The organism is Sphingomonas sp. (assembly GCF_030145815.1).
In the GTDB taxonomy this organism is placed as follows: Bacteria; Pseudomonadota; Alphaproteobacteria; order Sphingomonadales; family Sphingomonadaceae; genus Sphingomonas.
This window is the reverse complement of sequence record NZ_JAIXHL010000020.1, coordinates 40,174-57,702: the sequence shown is the minus strand read 5'-3', so window position 1 is coordinate 57,702 and position 17,529 is coordinate 40,174. Positions and strand designations below refer to the sequence as shown.

Annotated in this window: 17 protein-coding genes and 1 pseudogene; 7 read left to right on the top strand and 11 right to left on the bottom strand. The window is 64.8% G+C overall.

What is annotated here, in order from left to right; genetic code table 11:
• The first annotated feature begins 8 nt into the window (after window positions 1-8).
• Entirely contained in the window at window positions 9-572 is a 564-nt protein-coding gene (locus KYX69_RS16865) for a hypothetical protein (RefSeq protein ID WP_300499208.1), read from the top strand.
• Window positions 573-969: 397 nt separating this feature from the next.
• Here the strand turns inward: KYX69_RS16865 and KYX69_RS16860 are convergent, their stop codons facing one another.
• The 3 genes from KYX69_RS16860 to uvrB all read right to left on the bottom strand — a co-directional run bounded on the left by KYX69_RS16860 (window position 970) and on the right by uvrB (window position 4,576).
• Window positions 970-1,722 (bottom strand): methyltransferase, encoded by a 753-nt coding sequence (locus KYX69_RS16860; protein ID WP_300499205.1) that lies wholly within the window; start codon window positions 1,720-1,722, stop codon window positions 970-972.
• 86 nt (window positions 1,723-1,808) lie between these two features.
• On the bottom strand, window positions 1,809-2,345 hold the full coding sequence (locus tag KYX69_RS16855) for a hypothetical protein (protein ID WP_300499202.1): 537 nt from the start codon (window positions 2,343-2,345) through the stop codon (window positions 1,809-1,811).
• Window positions 2,346-2,386: 41 nt separating this feature from the next.
• Window positions 2,387-4,576, bottom strand: coding sequence for an excinuclease ABC subunit UvrB (uvrB, locus tag KYX69_RS16850; protein WP_300499199.1), 2,190 nt, complete (start codon window positions 4,574-4,576; stop codon window positions 2,387-2,389).
• A gap of 430 nt (window positions 4,577-5,006) precedes the next feature.
• Between uvrB and KYX69_RS16845 the strand changes: the two genes are divergently transcribed.
• A complete protein-coding gene (locus KYX69_RS16845) occupies window positions 5,007-5,561 on the top strand; it encodes a DUF3617 domain-containing protein (protein ID WP_300499197.1) in 555 nt (184 codons plus the stop codon).
• A 144-nt stretch (window positions 5,562-5,705) separates the two neighbouring features.
• Here KYX69_RS16845 and KYX69_RS16840 read toward each other — a convergent pair whose 3' ends face one another.
• Window positions 5,706-6,170: a hypothetical protein gene (locus tag KYX69_RS16840; protein ID WP_300499195.1), complete on the bottom strand. Its 465-nt coding sequence runs from the start codon at window positions 6,168-6,170 to the stop codon at window positions 5,706-5,708.
• 93 nt (window positions 6,171-6,263) lie between these two features.
• On the opposite strand from KYX69_RS16840, the pseudogene KYX69_RS16835 reads away from it, so the two are divergent.
• The 5 genes and pseudogenes from KYX69_RS16835 to KYX69_RS16815 form a co-directional block, all read left to right on the top strand.
• Window positions 6,264-7,238, top strand: a pseudogene (locus KYX69_RS16835) (S9 family peptidase); the annotation flags it as partial.
• 101 nt (window positions 7,239-7,339) lie between these two features.
• Entirely contained in the window at window positions 7,340-8,449 is a 1,110-nt protein-coding gene (locus KYX69_RS16830; RefSeq protein ID WP_300499193.1) for a prolyl oligopeptidase family serine peptidase, read from the top strand.
• A 21-nt stretch (window positions 8,450-8,470) separates the two neighbouring features.
• Complete coding sequence (gene ligA, locus KYX69_RS16825; RefSeq protein WP_300499190.1) at window positions 8,471-10,603, top strand: NAD-dependent DNA ligase LigA; 2,133 nt, start codon at window positions 8,471-8,473, stop codon at window positions 10,601-10,603.
• Window positions 10,604-10,737: 134 nt separating this feature from the next.
• Entirely contained in the window at window positions 10,738-13,290 is a 2,553-nt protein-coding gene (locus KYX69_RS16820) for a TonB-dependent receptor (RefSeq protein WP_300499189.1), read from the top strand.
• A 109-nt stretch (window positions 13,291-13,399) separates the two neighbouring features.
• The gene (locus KYX69_RS16815; RefSeq protein ID WP_300499187.1) at window positions 13,400-13,990 is read left to right on the top strand and encodes a hypothetical protein; all 591 of its coding nucleotides are present in this window, start codon (window positions 13,400-13,402) and stop codon (window positions 13,988-13,990) included.
• Here the strand turns inward: KYX69_RS16815 and KYX69_RS16810 are convergent.
• The 7 genes from KYX69_RS16810 to KYX69_RS16780 all read right to left on the bottom strand — a co-directional run bounded on the left by KYX69_RS16810 (window position 13,987) and on the right by KYX69_RS16780 (window position 17,487).
• A complete protein-coding gene (locus KYX69_RS16810) occupies window positions 13,987-14,139 on the bottom strand; it encodes a hypothetical protein (RefSeq protein WP_300499184.1) in 153 nt (50 codons plus the stop codon). The genes KYX69_RS16815 and KYX69_RS16810 overlap by 4 nt on opposite strands.
• Window positions 14,136-14,336, bottom strand: a complete 201-nt coding sequence (locus KYX69_RS16805) for a hypothetical protein (RefSeq protein WP_300499181.1) — start codon at window positions 14,334-14,336, stop codon at window positions 14,136-14,138. The genes KYX69_RS16810 and KYX69_RS16805 overlap by 4 nt, the downstream gene beginning before the upstream one ends.
• Before the next feature lie 61 nt (window positions 14,337-14,397).
• Window positions 14,398-14,610 carry a cold-shock protein gene (locus KYX69_RS16800; protein WP_300499179.1) on the bottom strand — a complete coding sequence of 71 codons (213 nt, stop codon included), beginning with the start codon at window positions 14,608-14,610 and terminating at the stop codon, window positions 14,398-14,400.
• A gap of 382 nt (window positions 14,611-14,992) precedes the next feature.
• Complete coding sequence (locus KYX69_RS16795; RefSeq protein WP_300499176.1) at window positions 14,993-15,433, bottom strand: hypothetical protein; 441 nt, start codon at window positions 15,431-15,433, stop codon at window positions 14,993-14,995.
• A gap of 69 nt (window positions 15,434-15,502) precedes the next feature.
• Entirely contained in the window at window positions 15,503-15,769 is a 267-nt protein-coding gene (locus tag KYX69_RS16790) for a hypothetical protein (RefSeq protein WP_300499173.1), read from the bottom strand.
• Window positions 15,770-15,995: 226 nt separating this feature from the next.
• A complete protein-coding gene (locus KYX69_RS16785) occupies window positions 15,996-16,955 on the bottom strand; it encodes a hypothetical protein (RefSeq protein WP_300499170.1) in 960 nt (319 codons plus the stop codon).
• A gap of 136 nt (window positions 16,956-17,091) precedes the next feature.
• Entirely contained in the window at window positions 17,092-17,487 is a 396-nt protein-coding gene (locus tag KYX69_RS16780; protein WP_300499168.1) for a cupin domain-containing protein, read from the bottom strand.
• Window positions 17,488-17,529: the final 42 nt, after the last annotated feature.

The window sequence follows — 17,529 nt, the reverse complement described above, 5'->3', positions numbered from 1 at the left end:
GAAAATCCATGAGCGAGTTTGAATTCATCTTTGCGCTGTTCGGGCTGCTGCTCGGCCTGTCGATCGTCGAGGTGCTGGGCGGGCTGGCCCGGGCGATCGAGGCGCGGTTGCGGCCCGGAGCAACGGTGCGGATCGGGTGGCTGACGCCGCTGCTCGGTATCTTCGTGCTGCTCGACCTGTTGTCCTTCTGGCAGGCAGCGTGGACGACGCGGGATGTGGTCGGCGTGTCGGGCCATTCATTGATGGCGATCACCCTGTTCGCCAGCGCCTATTACCTCGCCGCACATCTGGTGTTTCCGCGGGAGCCGGCGGAGCATGGCGAACTGGACAGCCATTTCTTTCGCGTCCGGCGGATCGTGCTGGGCGTCATGCTGGCGCTGCTGGCATGCCAGATCGGGTTTTACCTTGCGACGCCGGCGATGACCGGGCTGCTGATGCGACCACTCGCCGTCGTGCTGACCGTGATACTCGCAGCGCTGATGGTTGCGGCGATGCTGGTGCGCGGTGAGCGGTTGAGCACCGCGGTGATGGTGGCGCTCGTCGCGCGCTATCTGGTCGTTTACCTGCTCTGAAAATGAAAGAGGCCACCGGGGCCATCTCTGGCACCCGGTGACCTCCGACATGGTCAGCGGCCGGAGAGCTCCAGCCCGGGAGACCATGCGGACCGCGTGTCACATCTGCGGCGTCGTTGATTGGAGGAGAATACCTCCCGAACGCCAGATCGGATGGAGCGCCTCCGGCGGCCATCCGACGCAGATACTTAGCGGCGCGTCTCCCGAACGAACTGAACCGACCTCACTGCTGAACCATGAGACATCGGATCACCTCCTTTCGCTTGTTGAAACGGCGTACCCTGATTTGGGTACGCGAGTGACTGTGAATCAAGATTGGGAACAGAACAAGACTTGTATTGCCTTGAAAAATGCGCGAGTGATGGAGGTCTGGCGCGAAGAGATCGGAGATCGCCGCTCAGCCGGGCTTACGAAATCGATAGACGACCCGATCGGTCTTGCCGCGCACTGCGGGGTCGAACACCAGCTTCGCGATATCGTCGTCCGCCGCGCGGAGCAGCGGACTTTCGGCCTCCAACACGAATCCGGCCGCCTTGAAATCGGCCTTGATCACCGCGGGGTCGATGCGGTGAAGCGTATCGACGATGGCACGGGTGTCTCCGGCTGCGCCGACATGATCGACCACTCCGACGATCCCGCCCGGCTTGGTCGCGGCGAAGAGCGACTTCAGGAACGCCGACGGATCGACGCGCGGCACCTTGTACTTGGCGCTCTCCCAATAGAGGTCGTGATAGACGAGGTGCATCAGGGTGAAGTCGAGCGATGCGGGGGCGGCGGCGAGGGTGCCGAACGGGCCGACCGCCAGTTCCACATTTGCGGCGCGGGCCTCGAGCGCGTCCCAGGCGGCGATCGCCTTGGGCTGGCCGGTATAGAATTGCTCGGGCTCGACGGCGATCACCTTGCCCTTCGGCCCAACGGCGCGGGCCATGATCTCGGTATAATAGCCGCTTCCGGCCATGATGTCCGCAGCGACATCGCCGGACTTGAGGCCGAGAAAGGCAAGGACTTCAGCGGGCTTGCGGCCCGCATCCAGCGCGACCTGATCGGCGGGGCGGCCCGGCGCAGCGACGGCGGACTGGACATCGGTCTGGGCCGATGCGGCGGCGGGACACAAGCTGATAGCCAGCGCAGCGGCGATCCAACGGGTCATATATCCTCCGCTTCAAAGCGGAGATCATGCACCGTGTTGGTCGCATAGGACACGTCGTCGGTCGAAGCGAAACGACGGCTGGTCGATCAGCCCCGGCAATCCTCCACCACCCGCTGCACTTCGGCCCAGGTCGGCACGACCAAAGGCGCGAGCGGGGGCATCTCGACGATGAACCGGCCACGGCTATAGCCCATCGCGTCGAGGATCGGATCGTTCGCCGCCAGCGTCACCGCCATATAGGGCTGAGCGCCTGGCGTTGGCCAGGCGCTGAGGCCGCGCGCAGTGGTCGAGGTGCGGATCGTTACTGGACCGGGCGTCTCGCCGCGACGTGCGATCTGGATCTGGCGCTTCGCGCGGTCGCAGCGCAGCGAGAGTTCGGGCTGATCGGCGCGCAGGCCGAACGACGCGATCGTCCCCTGCCCTTCGCGCCGCCAGGTCCAGTTACCCGGCGATGCGGGCCAATCGCGCCAGTCGCTGCTCGCGGGGGGCGGTGCGGGTGCCGGGGCCGGCGCCGGGGTCGGCACCGGACGCGGCGGTGGCGGGGCCGGAGCAGGGGCCGGGGGCACGACATTGGAGCAGCTGGCGAGAGCGACCGACGCGGCGAGCAGGGGAATGAAACGCATGGCGCGCCTTATGGGCGAAGGGGCCGCGCGGCTCAACCGGGTCACCGCTTCCCCCCGCCCCATTTGCGCTGCACTTTGCCGAAGCGGGTCTTGCGCGTGCCGGGCTTGCCTTCGTTGCTGCGGCCCATGACCGGGGCCTTGCGGTCGCCGGTGGGGAGGCCGAGTTCTTCGGCTTCCAACGAACGGATTTCGTCGCGGAGGCGGCCGGCTTCTTCGAACTCCAGGTTCGCGGCGGCGTTGCGCATCTTCTTTTCGAGTTCCTCGATATAGGCGCGGAGGTTGTGGCCGACCATGTGGGCGGGGCCGTCCTCAATCTCCACCGTGACCTGATCTTTCGACGCGACATGGGCGATGATGTCGCCAATGTTGCGCTTGATCGTGGTCGGAGTGATGCCGTGTTCGCGGTTATACGCCTCCTGCTTCTCGCGTCGGCGGCTGGTTTCGTTGAGCGCGCGCTCCATGCTGCCGGTGATGCGATCGGCATAGAGGATCACGCGGCCATCGACGTTGCGCGCGGCGCGGCCGATCGTCTGGATCAACGAGGTTTCGGAACGCAGGAACCCTTCCTTGTCCGCATCGAGGATCGCGACGAGGCCGCACTCAGGAATATCAAGGCCTTCGCGGAGCAGGTTGATACCGATCAGAACGTCATAGACGCCCATGCGCAGGTCGCGGATCAGCTCGATACGCTCCAGCGTCTCGACGTCGCTGTGCATGTAGCGGACCTTGATTCCCGCTTCGTGCATATATTCGGTGAGGTCCTCGGCCATGCGCTTGGTCAGCGTGGTGACGAGGGTGCGGTAGCCCAGCTCCGCCGTCTTGCGGCATTCGACGATCAGGTCCTGGACCTGTTCCTCGACCGGCTTGATCTCGACCGGCGGATCGATCAGGCCGGTGGGGCGGATCACCTGCTCCGAGAACACGCCGCCCGTCTGCTCCATCTCCCAGCCGCCGGGTGTTGCCGAGACGCTGACGGTCTGCGGCCGCATCGCATCCCATTCGTTGAAGCGCAGCGGGCGGTTGTCGATGCAGCTGGGCAGTCGGAAGCCATATTCGGCGAGCGTGATCTTGCGCCGATGGTCGCCGCGCGCCATCGCGCCGATCTGCGGCACCGTCTGGTGGCTTTCGTCGACGAACAGTACCGCATTTTCGGGGAGATATTCGAACAGGGTCGGCGGCGGCTCGCCCGGCAGGCGGCCGGTGAGGAAGCGGCTGTAATTCTCGATCCCCGCGCAGCTTCCGGTCGCGGCGATCATCTCGAGGTCGAAATTGGTGCGCTGCTCCAGCCGCTGCGCTTCGAGCAGCTTGCCCTCGATGTGCAACTCCTTCAGCCGCTCGGCGAGCTCGTGCTTGATCGCCTCCATCGCCTGTTTGAGCGTCGGTCCGGGGGTGACGTGGTGCGAGTTGGCATAGACGCGGATGCTGTCGAGGTTCGCGACCTTCGATCCGGTCAGCGGATCGAACTCGGTAATCTCCTCGATATCGTCGCCGAAGAAGCTGATCCGCCAGGCGGTGTCTTCATAGTGCGAGGGGAAGATTTCGAGACTGTCGCCGCGGACCCGGAAATTGCCGCGGGCAAAGGCGGCGTCGTTGCGTTTGTATTGCAGCGCGACCAGCTTGCGGATGATCTCCCGCTGGTCGGCGACCTGGCCCTTTTTGAGGTCGAAGATCATCGCTGAATAGGTTTCGACCGAACCGATACCGTAGAGGCAGGAGACCGAGGCGACGATGATGACGTCGTCGCGTTCGAGCAGCGAGCGGGTGGCCGAGTGGCGCATCCGGTCGATCGCCTCGTTCACCGAGCTTTCCTTCTCGATGTAGGTGTCGCTGCGGGGGACGTACGCCTCAGGCTGGTAATAGTCGTAATAGCTGACGAAATATTCGACCGCGTTTTCGGGGAAGAAGCTCTTGAATTCGCCATAGAGCTGAGCGGCAAGGATCTTGTTGGGGGCGAGGATCAGCGCCGGGCGCTGGAGGTTGTTGATCACGCTCGCCATGGTGAAGGTCTTGCCCGAGCCGGTGACGCCGAGCAGCACCTGATCGCGCTCGCCGGCCAAGGCCGCTTCGGTCAGTTCCCTGATCGCGGTCGGCTGGTCGCCGGCGGGTTCATAGTCGCTGACCAGCTTGAACGGCCGCCCGCCCTCGCTCTTTTCGGGGCGGTTCGGGCGGTGGGGAACGAAGCCGGGGCCAGTTTCGGGTTCGGCAAGGCTGGTGCGTATCTGGATCGCCATGGCGGGAATATGGGGCCTTCGGATCGGGGTGCAAATGGGTCGCGGCTGTCAGGCGGACAGACGATGCGGACAAAAACGCGCGGGTTGCGGGCGGTTCCCCAGACGCCGCCGCTGCCGATGCGACCGGGACGCGACGGTCACGCGACACCTGCGCGACTTCGACGCGCCATCGAGACAACGGCGACGCGACACCAACGCTACAGGAATGCGTCGACCATCGCACACATAAGCAACACCCAGATGTCTTGTTGAGGACGCCGTGATCGGACTTGCCGGAAAGCCTGAAAATGATGCTGCGCACATGGATGAAACCTCCCAATCCCCATTAGCACGGATGATGGAACAAATAAAGAACATAAGTAGCGTTTTGTCTGTTGCCCTCTGCCCCGCAAGAGTTCAGCATCGTTCCGAAACCGAGAGGAGCCTGCTCATGCGTGTCCCGGCCTTCGCCGCCATTGTCGCCCTTGCCCTCCCGCTCGCGGTCGCCGCCTGTGGCAGCGGGGACGTGTCCGTCACCAATGCCTCGCCCGAGGAGGTCGCTGCCAAGGTCGATGCGGCGGGTGGGGCGCGGTTCAATCCAGGGGAGTGGGAGACGACGGTCGAGACGGTTTCGATCGACATTCCTGGTCTTGAAGGGCGGATGAAGGACGAGATGACCAAGCTGATGCTTCAGCAGAAGCAGGTCGGAAAAAATTGCGTGACGCCCGAACAGGCCAAGTCGCCTCCGGCCGAAGTGCTGGCGCAGAGCAAGGGGCGCTGCACCTATGAGACATTCAACATGGCCGGTGGGAAGATCGACGGGACGCTGGTGTGCGACGCCGACACCGGGAAGATGACGATGAAGATTAGCGGGACTTTCAGCGACGACGACTTTGCGATCGACAATGAAATGGAAACGACGATGCCGGGCGGCGCGCGGACGATGAAGATCAAGGCGAAGACGACCGGCAAGCGGGTCGGCGATTGTCCGGGGACGAAGGCGTAGCATCTAAGCAATCCTCCCCCGCCAGGGGGAGGTGGCGCCGAAGGCGACGGAGGGCGAGGACGGCTGCGCCCTCTCGACGTCGTGCTTCCTCCCCCTCCGTCATGCTGCGCATGCCACCTCCCCCTGGCGGGGGAGGATAGAAAGTCACATCACCCGGCGATACGCGACGCGCCACATCGCCAGTGCGATCCCCGCGGCGACGATTGCAAGCAGTGCGCTGGTGCCGAGCGCGCTGATCCAGCGGAACAGGGTGGTACGCAGATCGCTCGCGGGGACGGCGAGGAAGCCGAAGCCGTAGGTTTGCGCGCCGACGAATAGGACGAGTGAGATCAGCGCGCCGAGCGCGGCGGCGTGCCAGGCGCGGCGATAGCCGGCGAGGTGGAGGACCAGCCACAGCGGCCCCCCTGCCCCGGCGATACCGAGTGCCGAGAAGATCGTGCCGAGCACCCACGCCGCGCCGAGCGACGCAAGCTCGCGCTGCCCCGCCGCGAACACCAGCAGCAGCACGACGATACCGCCCAATGCGCCGCCCAGCGCCAGCGCCAGGCCCGCACGGTCGAGCGTCGTATCGTAATGCGGCGCGGACGCACGCATCGCATGGTCATTCACCAGAAACCCCTCCCCGGTGCACGGGGCTTAGCATTGCGCGGCAGCACGGCTCAAGCACGGAGAATACGGCAGTAACCAATCCGGGACAGCTTGATGCGCGGCGGGCTTTGCCGCAGGCTTGGGCCCAAGAATTTCAAGGGGATTCGCATGGTTCGTTCGTTTCACCGCATCGCCGCGGTCGGGCTGATTCTCGCCGCCACGCCGCTCGCCGCGCAGGATGCGCCGAGCGCGCCGCCAAAGCCGCCGGTCGCCGCAAAGAAGCCGCATCAGGTGAAGGCGCCGTTCGGCGCGGTGCGCGAGGATGAATATTACTGGCTGCGCGACGACACGCGCAAGAACCCGGAGATGCTCGCCTATCTCACCGCCGAAAACGCCTATGCCGATGCGGTGCTCGCCCCGACCAAGCCGATGCAGGAGGCGCTGTTCACGGAGATTACGGGCCGCATCAAGCAGGACGACAGCAGCGTCCCCTATCTCGACAACGGATATTACTATTACACGCGCTACGAGGTCGGTGGCAGCTATCCGATCGTCGCGCGGCGCAAGGGCAGCATGGAGGCGCCCGAGGAAATCATCCTCAACCAGCCGGAGATGGCCAAGGGCGCTAATTTCTTTCAGATCGGAAGCCGTCAGGTCAGCCCCGACAACCGCCTGCTCGCTTATGCCGAGGACAAGGTCGGGCGGCGGCAGTTCGTGCTCAAGGTCAAGGACCTGACCACCGGCAAGACGCTGGAGGATTCGATTCCCAATGTGCAGGCGGGGTTCGCCTGGGCCGGGGACAACAAGACGATTTTCTACATCGAGAAGGATCCGGTCACCCTGCTGGGCAAGCGGGTAAAGGCGCATGTGCTGGGCACGCCGGCGAGCGCCGACCGGCTGGTCTATGAGGAGAAGGACGACACCTATTCGCTCGGGCTGGGGACGACGAGTTCGGAGAAGTTCATCTGTATCTATTCGGGCAAGACGGTGAGCGACGAGCAGCGTTGCGCGCCGGTCGCCAACCCGACGAATTTCACGGTGATCGCGCCGCGCGAGACCGACTTTCTGTACGGCGCGGACCATGTCGACAATCGCTGGGTGATCCGCACCAACTGGAACGCGCCGAACTACCGGCTGATGACCGTCGCCGACAGCGCGACCGGCGCGGGCAAGGCGGGTGGAAGGATCTGGTGCCGCACAGCGCCGATGTGTTCATCGAGGGGGTGCAGCCGTTCGATCACTATCTGGCGATCGAGGAGCGATCGGGCGGCAACAAGCGGCTGCGGCTGCTGGGCAATGATGGCAAGTCGAGCTTTGTCGCGGCGGACGAGCCGGCCTACTCCATGGGGCTGAGCACCAATGCCGAGACCGCGACCGACTGGGTCCGCTATACCTATAATTCGCTGACCACGCCGTCGACGGTGATCGAGGCGAATATGAAGACCGGCGAGCGGCGGACGCTGAAGGTCACGCCGGTGCCGGGCTATGACGCGAGCAAGTACGTGACCGAGCGGGTGTGGGCGACCGCGCGCGACGGGACGAAGGTGCCGGTGAGCCTCGTCTATGCCAAGGGCTTCAAGAAGGACGGCACTGCGCCGCTGTTCCAGTACGCCTATGGCAGCTATGGCTATTCGACCGATCCGGGCTTTTCGCCGATGCTGCCGAGCCTGCTCGACCGGGGCATGGTTTACGCCATCGCGCATATCCGCGGCGGGCAGGAAATGGGCCGCGCCTGGTATGATCAGGGGCGGATGTTCAACAAGAAGAACAGCTTCACCGATTTCATCGACGTGACCCGGTATCTGGTCGATCAGGGCTATGCGAAGAAGGGTCGCGTCGCGGCGATGGGCGGAAGCGCCGGCGGGCTGCTGATGGGCGGCATCACCAACATGGCGCCGCAGGATTATGGCGCGATCGTCAGCCTGATGCCGTTCGTCGATGTGGTGACGACGATGCTCGATCCCACGATCCCGCTGACGACGGGCGAATATGACGAATGGGGCAATCCGGAGAACAAGGCGAGCTATGACTATATGCTCAGCTACTCGCCCTATGATCAGCTGAAGCGCGGGGCGTATCCGGCGATCTTTGTCGGCACCGGGCTGTGGGACAGCCAGGTGCAATATTATGAGCCGGCCAAATATGTCGCGCGCCTGCGCACGCTGAAGACCGACACCAACCCGCTGATCTTCCGCACGAACATGGAAGCCGGCCATGGCGGCAAGTCGGGGCGGTTCGAGCGGTTCAAGGAACAGGCGGAATATCTGGCGTTCGCGCTGGACCAGTTGAAGGTGAAGTGATCGGGCGGTAGCGGGGAGCGTATGGACACCCTCCCCGCTACCGACATCGAAGCCGCCGCCGAACTGGAGGCGCTGGCCGCGCAGATCGCGCGCCACAATGCGCTGTATCATACCGAGGATTCGCCGGAGATCAGCGACGCGGCCTATGACGCGCTGGTCCGGCGCAATGCCGCGATCGAGGCGGCGTTTCCGCATCTGGTGCGTGCGGATTCGCCCTCGAAGCTGGTCGGGGCCGCACCCGCCGGGCACCTGGCCAAGGTGCCGCATGCGCGGGCGATGATGAGCCTCGACAATGCGTTCAGCGACGAGGACGTGATCGAGTTCGTGCTGCGCGTGCGGCGGTTCCTGTCACTGGGTGAAGGCGACCGCGTCGCGCTGACCGCCGAGCCGAAGATCGACGGGCTGTCCTGCTCGCTGCGGTATGAAAACCGCCGGCTGGTGCTGGCGGCCACGCGCGGCGATGGGCAGGTGGGTGAGAATGTCACCGCCAATGCGCTGACGATCGCCGATATTCCGACCGAGCTGCCCGCCGATGCGCCCGATGTGTTCGAGGTGCGTGGCGAGGTCTATATGGCCAAGGATGATTTCCTGGCGCTCAATGCACGGCTGCTGGCCGAGGCGGAAGACAGCGGCAAGGAGGCGCGGCAGTTCGCCAATCCGCGCAACGCTGCCGCCGGATCGCTGCGGCAAAAGGACGCCAGCGTCACCGCCGCACGTCCCCTGCGCTTTCTGGCGCATGGCTGGGGCGAGACGAGCGCGCTGCCGGGCGATAGCCAGTTCGCGGTGATGAAGGCGATCGCGCGCTGGGGCTTTCCGGTCCATCCGCTGTTCGTCGAATGCGTGCAGGTCGAACCCGCGCTGGCGCAATATCGCAAGATCGAGAAGCTGCGCGCCGACCTTCCCTTCGACATCGATGGCGTCGTGTACAAGGTCGACCGGCTCGACTGGCAAGAGCGGCTGGGCAGCGTCGGACGCGCGCCGCGCTGGGCGATTGCGCATAAATTCCCTGCCGAGCGCGCGGAGACGACGCTGCGCGACATCGACATTCAGGTCGGACGGACGGGCAAGCTGACGCCGGTAGCGCGGCTGGAGCCGGTTACGGTCGGAGGTGTAGTCGTGACCAACGCGACGCTCCACAATGCCGACGAGATCGAACGGCTGGGCGTGCGTCCGGGGGACCGGGTGGTGTTGCAGCGCGCGGGGGACGTGATCCCGCAGATCGTCGAAAATCTGACGCGCGACGTGGAGCGACCGGCGTTCGTGTTTCCGACCCACTGCCCGATCTGCCAGTCCGAGGCGACGCGCGAGGAGGGTGAGGTCGATGTGCGCTGCACCGGCGGGCTGATCTGCCCGGCGCAGCGGCTGGAGCGGCTCAAGCATTTCGTCAGCCGTGGCGCGCTCGATATCGAGGGGCTGGGCGAGAAGACGATCGTCGAGTTTCTGGAGCTGGGCTGGATCAGTGAGCCGGCCGACATCTTTCGCCTCAGCCAGCATCGCGACGCGCTGCTGGGGCGTGAGGGGTGGAAGGAGAAGTCGGTCGACAACCTCCTCGCCGCGATCGAGGCGAAGCGCGCGCCGGACGCTGCGCGGCTTTTGTTCGGGCTGGGCATCCGGCACATCGGCAGCATTACCGCGCGCGATTTGATGAAGCGGCTCGAGACCCTCCCCGCCCTCGCTACGCTGGCGGACGAGATCATCGCGCTGCGTGCGTCGATCACCCCTGCGCTGGGCGAGCCGGAGGCGAAGTTCCACGCGCGGCGCGACAAGGCGATTGCCGAGCATATCGGGATCGAGAATGTCGGCGCCGCTGTCGGCCATGCGCTTGCTGACTTCTTCCACGAGCCGCACAATCGCGCGGTGTGGGACGATCTGCTCGCCGAAGTAACCCCGCCCCCGTTCGTGGTCGAGGCGCGCGACTCGGAAGTGTCGGGCAAGACGGTGGTCTTTACCGGATCGCTCGAAACGCTGAGTCGCGACGAGGCGAAGGCGCAGGCGGAGTCGTTGGGGGCGCGGGTGTCGGGTTCGGTGTCGGCCAAGACCGACCTGATCGTCGCCGGACCGGGTGCCGGATCGAAGCTCAAAAAGGCCGCAGACCTAGGGATTCGCGTGATCGACGAGGCGGCGTGGAACGCAATTGTGACAGCTGCAAGGTGATGCTTTTTTGCAACGCACAAATCACTTGAAACGACTGTAACATTTCCGCAAAGAAGCATCCCCATGGGGCAGCGTAAGACGGTGAACGACACCGCTCGCGTAGGCTTTGAACAGCCTATCCTAAGGGGACTATAATGCGAAACCATCTGCTGATCGGCGCGGCTGTTGCTGCGCTCGCCTTTCCCGCCGCGGCACACGCGCAGTCGACCGGCTCGGTCGATTTCGACGAAGGCGAAATCGTCATCACCGGTTCGAGCGTGTCGACGGGCGTGGCCGGTACCATCGTTCCTGATACGTCCAAGGCGAAAGCCGAGCTGAGCGCGGAAGCGATCCAGCAGTCGGCTCCTGGTCAGTCGATCAACGAAGTGATCAACCGCCTGCCGGGCGTCAGCTTCCAGAACAACGACGCGTTCGGTTCGGCCGGCGGCACCATGACGATCCGCGGCTTCTCGTCGGATCGCATCAGCCAGACCGTCGATGGTATCCCGCTGAACGATTCGGGCAACTACGCACTCTATTTCAGCCAGCAGATGGACATCGAGGTCATCGAGCGCGTCAGCGTCAACCTCGGCACCACCGACGTCGACAGCCCGACCGCGGCTGCGACCGGCTCGACCGTCAACTACCGCACCCGCGTGCCGAGCGAAGACTTCGGTGTGAAGCTGGTCGGTTCGGCTGGCGAATATGGCTTCTTCCGTGTGTTCGGCATGGTCGACACGGGCAACCTGACCTCGTCGGGCCTGCGCGCGTTCATCTCGGCGAGCAACGTCACCAGCGGCGCGACCTTCTATCGCGAAGGCAAGATCGACCGCCAGCAGTATAACGCGCGTCTGTATCAGCCGCTCGGCGACAATGGCGATTTCGTCTCGATCGCCGGCACCTATGACGTGAACCGCAAGAACTTCTTCGGTTCGGTTGCGCTGCGCAACGACGCCGGCCGGGTCACCCCCAACCGCTTCCCGCAGACCAAGGAAGAGCGCTTCTACTCGATCGCGCCTTGTTTGCTCGCGACCCCGCGCCCGGGTCTCGCCGACTCGGCCAACAGCTGCGGTTCGGAATTCGATCGCCGCATCAACCCGTCGAACACCGGCAACATCCGCGGTTCGTCGCGCTTCACCCTCGGTGAGAACCTCGTCCTGGCGGTCGATCCGTCGTACCAGTATGTTAAGGCGAATGGCGGCGGCACCGCGACGGCGCGTGAAGGCACGTTCAACGCCGGTGGCACGCCGATCACCGGTTACATCGGCGGTTCGCCCTATTTCGGTCGCGACCTGAACGGTGACGGCGACCTGCTCGACCAGGTCCGTGTGCTGGCCCCCAGCCAGACCCAGACCCATCGCATCGGCGTGATCGCGTCGCTGCGCTGGACCCTGGACGATGCGAACACGCTGCGTCTGGCCTATTCGTATGACCGCGCGCGTCACCGCCAGACCGGCGAGACCGGCTTCCTGCAGGCCAATGGCGCGACCTGGGATCCGTTCCCCGTCAACGACCCGCTGGAAGACCGCAACGGTCGCGCGCTGCAGAAGCGTGATCGTCTGTCGTTCGCGATCCTGCACCAGATCGCCGGTGAATATCGCGGTGAGTTCGGCAACCTGACCGTCAATGCGGGCGTCCGCTTGCCGTTCATGCGTCGCAACCTGACCAACTATTGCGCGACCTCGTCCGCATCGGGCTTCGTTGAGTGCTTCAACGGCGATTCGGCGGCGCAGGCGGCATGGCTCGCGGCCAACCCGACCCAGACCGTTCCGGGCGTCGGTACCTTCGCGACCTCGGCACCGCAGCAGCGCATCTTCAACTACAAGAAGGCGCTGCCGAACATCGGTCTGGTCTATGACCTGACCTCGAACATCTCGGCGTTCGGCAACTTCTCGCAGGGTCTGCAGGCACCGGGTACCGACAATCTGTACAACAGCTTCTACTTCCCGGTGACCGCCGCACAGGCGCAGCCGCGGCCGGAGAAGACGGACAATTTCGACGCCGGTCTGCGTTACCGCTCGTCGACGGTCCATGCGCAGGTCGTGGGTTGGTATACCAACTACACCGATCGTCTGGCTTCGGCCTATGATCCCGAGCTGGAGCGTACCGTCTATCGTAACCTCGGCCGCGTGAAGAAGTACGGCGTCGATGCCAACGTCAGCTGGCAGCCGATTTCGGAGCTGAGCGTCTACGCCTTCGGTTCGCTGCTTGAATCGGAAATCCAGGACAATGTCGTTCTGGCGACCACCACGACCGGCACGCAGATCTTTGCGATGACCGCCGGCAAGCGCGAAGCGGGTGCCCCGACCTACACCTTCGGTGGCGGCTTCAACGCCGATATCGGTCCCGTGTCGTTCGGTTCGAACGTGAAGCGCACCGGTTCGCGCTATGTGTTCGATGACAACAGCCCGATCCGCACCGGCACCGGCCCGACGCCGGCGTCGATCCTGTATCCGGCAAAGACCCCGGCCTACACGCTGGTCGATTTCCACGCCCGGGTTAAGCTGAACTGGGCGGGTCTTGGCGAAAAGACCTACTTCCAGTTCAACCTGATGAACGCCTTCGACGAACTCTATGTCGGTGGCTTCTCGGGTAACCTGTCGAGCATCGGTGCGAACAGCGCGGGCACGATCACCTCGTCGAGCGCTCCGTTCGTCCAGATCGGCTATCCGCGCACGTTCATGGGTTCGCTGGTCGTCGGTTTCTGATCGCCGCACTGAGCTGAAACGAAACACCGCCGTCCCGGGCAACCGGGGCGGCGGTTTTCTTTTGGATTTAGTGGGTTAAGCTCGCGCCCGTGAATTTGGGGAGCTGGCGATGACGTCGTTCGAGCTGGTGTTCGCGGTCTATGGCCTGCTGCTGGGGTTGGCGATTGCCGAGGTGCTGGGCGGCTTTGCCCGGGCGTTGAAGCTCAAGCGCGGTGGCAAGGCGGTGCGGGTCGGGTGGTTGACGCCCTTGTTGGGCATCGCGGTCATCCTCGACCTCACGTCATTCTGGCTGCTGGCCTGGGAGGCGCAGTCGCAGATTCTCGCCAATTACCTGACGCTGGTCAGCGTGCTGGCGATCGTCGGGATCTATTATCTCGCCGCGTCGCTGATCTTTCCGGACGAGCCCGCCGACTGGCCGGATTTCGACCTGTGGTACGACCGGCAGAACCGAATGGTGATCGGGGGCCTGCTGGCGGCGAATGTCGGGAGCTGGATCGGGTCGATCGGGCTGGAATTCGTGGCGCCTTCGCCGGAGGAGACATTTTCCGGGGCCGGGGACGCGGTGGAGGTGCTGGCCTCGCTTGGCGTACTGGTGCTGCTGCTGGTCTTGCTGCGGGTCAATGGGCGGCGGACCAATGCGGTGTTGCTGGCGGCGGTCAGCGTGTTGCTGCTGACCGCGGGGATTGCCGAGCTGTTCTAGCCGATCACTTCGAGGACGGCGGCGCGGGCCACTGCGGCGGCGCGGAGATCGTCGGCGGTGCGCCGGGCGAGGAAGGTGAGCGGCGGGCGGGCCGGCCGCGAATGATTGGTAGTAACGTGTTGAACTTGTTTACTGAAAATAGACTTCACTGAGTTTCCTGTCTGGGGATTACGTTCGCCTCACGCTCGGCGCGGGCGGTGTCGGTGCGTTCCTGACGGTCGGCCATGGCGAGCCATGCGGCCTCTGCACGCAGATTGCGGTCGCGGACATTGTCCAGCGTCGCGGCATCGGCATCGGCGCGGCACTTGGCCGCATTGTCACGATAGGTCAGCGTCTGGGCAGCCATCGGGCGCTCCTTTTCTGCGGGAACGGCGGGCGGGACGTGGTTACGCCCCGCCCATCGCGAGTTAGTCAGCGGCCTGCAGGTTCACGGCGGCCATCTTGCCGCGCTTGTCCTGCTCCAGCTCGTAGCTGACGCGCTGGTCCTGGTTCAGCGTCGCCATGCCGGCGCGCTCAACGGCCGAGATGTGGACGAACGCGTCGCTGCCGCCATTGTCGGGGGCGATGAAGCCATAGCCCTTGTCCGAATTGAAAAACTTGACGGTTCCGGTGATGCTCATTGGATATTCCTTCTTTAAGCGGCGCGCCCCGTGCGGGCGGACCTCGAGCTGCGGAGGCAGGGAAAGAAGGAAGAAGGGGCCGCAAAGCACCGAAGACCGTCGATTTGCGACTGTAGCCCGACAGAGATGGGGTGCCGGCCGGGGATTACAAGGGGGCGGGCCGAAATGGTCGGCGGCGGCCGGACGAAGCGGACAGAAATGAAGGGTTTTGGGCCGAAGCGACGGGTTTCGGTCCGCGACGCGACCGATTGGCGACCGCGACGCGACGCCCGCGCGACATTGGCGCGACGGGGTTGTCCGGCGGGCGAGTGGCGTGGGGGCCATGTTGCGATGCCGGGCGGGGGCGTGTGGGACAGCCCCGTGCCCGGCCCGCGCGGTCAGATCAGTGGCGCACGTCCGGGCGCGCGTCGCCATTGGCGAGTGCGGGGGCGAGTGCGGCGCGGTCCGCTCCGGACATCGGCGCGTCCATGTTGGGGCGGAAGTGCGGGGCGGCGCGGTCGTCCGGGCCGGGATGCGCGCCGGTTTCGAGGTCCGGCGCGGCATGCCCCTCGGCGAGGACGTTGCTGCGGCGGGTGAAGAACAAGGCGGCGGCGGTTGCTGCCCCGGCGGCGAGTGCTCCGGCAATCGGGAAGACGTTGCGGCGCAGGGTGGCGAGCGCGGTGGTGGTTGCGCTGGCCTGAGCTGCCTTGGTGCGGGCCGGGGACTTGCGGGGGGCGGTCTTGCGCTGGGTGGTCTTGGCCGTGGCGGCGCGCTTGGCGGGGGTGCGCTTGGCGGTCGCGCGCGTCGCGGGCTTGGTCTTGGGGGTGGTGCTGCGGGTTGCCATGTTCGATCTCGCTGAAATTGCTTGGGGAACGGCGAGAGAACACGGGAGCGGGCACGGCAGTTCCCCGCTCTATTCGTTGCTGAGCGGCCAGCGGCTGTGGCGGGCGCGGTCGCCGAGGTCGATGAGTTCCTCGTTCGGATCGTGGCGGCGGGTGGTCGCGAGGCCGTCGCGACGCGGGGCGCTTTCCTCCCATGCGGTGTGGGGGCGCTCCTTTGCCCTGGCCTCACGATAGGTTGCGTCGCGCACCCGCTTCATGCGGCGCCAGAGCAGCGGCATGGCGATGAAGGGAAAGGCGATGCCGCCGACGATGATCAGCAGCGCGAGCAGGTCGGTCATGCGGAGCCCCTTCCCTTCCTGGCATGGTGATGAGAGCGGAGCGGCGCGCGAGGTGCAAGGGACTTGGTTTGGTTCACGCGGAGGCGCGGAGGCGCAGAGATGAGGCAGCGCGGTGCGACGCCAGCCGTTTTAGCGGATGGTATTGATGGCGGCGGCGGAGCGCTGTGGGCCGCTGACGCGGCTTGGGCCGATCTTCACCCCGTCGCGCCTTTGCGTGAACCCGGGATCACTCCTCTAGCGTCGGCACCGTCTTACGCACCTCCGCCAGATAAGCGTCGGTGGGGTCGGTGAGATGCTTCTTGTTCAGATGCCCAACCCCGGCGACATGGTCGCGATGCTCCCGATCCCACCGCTGCGCATCTTCATACGCGTTGGCGAGTGCCAGTTCCTTCGACTGGCGATAGGCGAAATCATACCAATGCCATTCGACATCGACCGCATGATCGATGCGGTCGCCGGCAAAGGGATCGCTGCGATAGGATGAACTGAACTTGTCCTGATATTTGCAGACGACGTGATCGAGTTTGCGATTGCCGAACTGATCGACATCCATTCCCGATTTATAGTCGATCTTCTTTTCGAAGCTGATGAATGCCTCACGCGCCGCGATCAGCCGCGCAGTGGCCTTGGGCGCGAAGCTTTCGGCGTCGGCGCGGGCGCGGACATATTTCTCGGCCAGCACCGCCGCGCTGCTGGCTCCGCCCGGCAGATCCCGGTACAGACCATGGACCCATGAGATCATCGCGAGGCGCAGCGCGGCCATATCGCGCATCGTTTCGAACAGAAACCGCACCGGAAAATCGCAGCTTTCGGCGCGCTGATCGAAAATCTCCTTTGCATCGACCATATTGCCGTCGAGCTTTTCGATTTCCTTCATCAACCGGTCGGCCAGCTTGGCCGCGACGGCGGGGTCGAGCGCCTTTGCCTTCGCCTGTTGCTCCATGGTGTGGTAAAATGTGTCCTGTACATAGGTCGCGCTGAGCAAAAAGGCGCGGCGGACCGGGTGCACGCGGGTAAAGGCGGCATCCTGACCGATCGAATCGATCTTGGCATCGACCCGCGCCAACGCGTCGCGCATCTGCTCTTCAAAATCCTTGGGGAAATATTTGTCGAAGAGCTGACGGGTGACGATGGCCTTGAGCCCCTCTTTCGCCACTGCTTTCAGGATGGTTGCCGCGATTGCCATGATATCCCCCCAAATTATGTTTGCAGCACAGGCTTTTAAGGATTGCAGGTCGCCCAGCAAGCGAAGCTTCCGGTCGCCGCGAACCGGGTTGGGACACGCGGGCAAGCGATGTGGCGCGGGTGGACGGCGGGGCCGATCAGCGCGGGCGGTGGTCGGTGCCGGCGCCGGGGGTGATGAAGATGGCGGTGGCGGTGGTGCCGGTGGGCACGTCCGCCGTGTGCCACACGCCGGGCGGGTTGATCGCATAGTCGCCGGGGGTGAGCGTTGCGCGGGTGGTGGTGCCATCGGGCAGCTCCTGCACCAGCGTCATTTCCCCCGCGGTGCAGATGACCAGCTCCGCGCCGTGCGGATGGACTTCCCAGGAGGTCCAGCTTTCGGTGAAGCTGTATTGCATGACCAGCCGCCCCTCGATCCCGTCGGCGGCGTGGCGTTGTTCGTAGCCGGCGTACCAGGCCATGCCGTCGAAGGGTGGTTCGACGGTGGCGGTGGCGTGGAGACCGAGATGGGCGAATTGGGTGGAGAGGTGAGGCATGGAGCGCGGATGCTATGAGTTAGCGGACGCTAAATCCAGCGG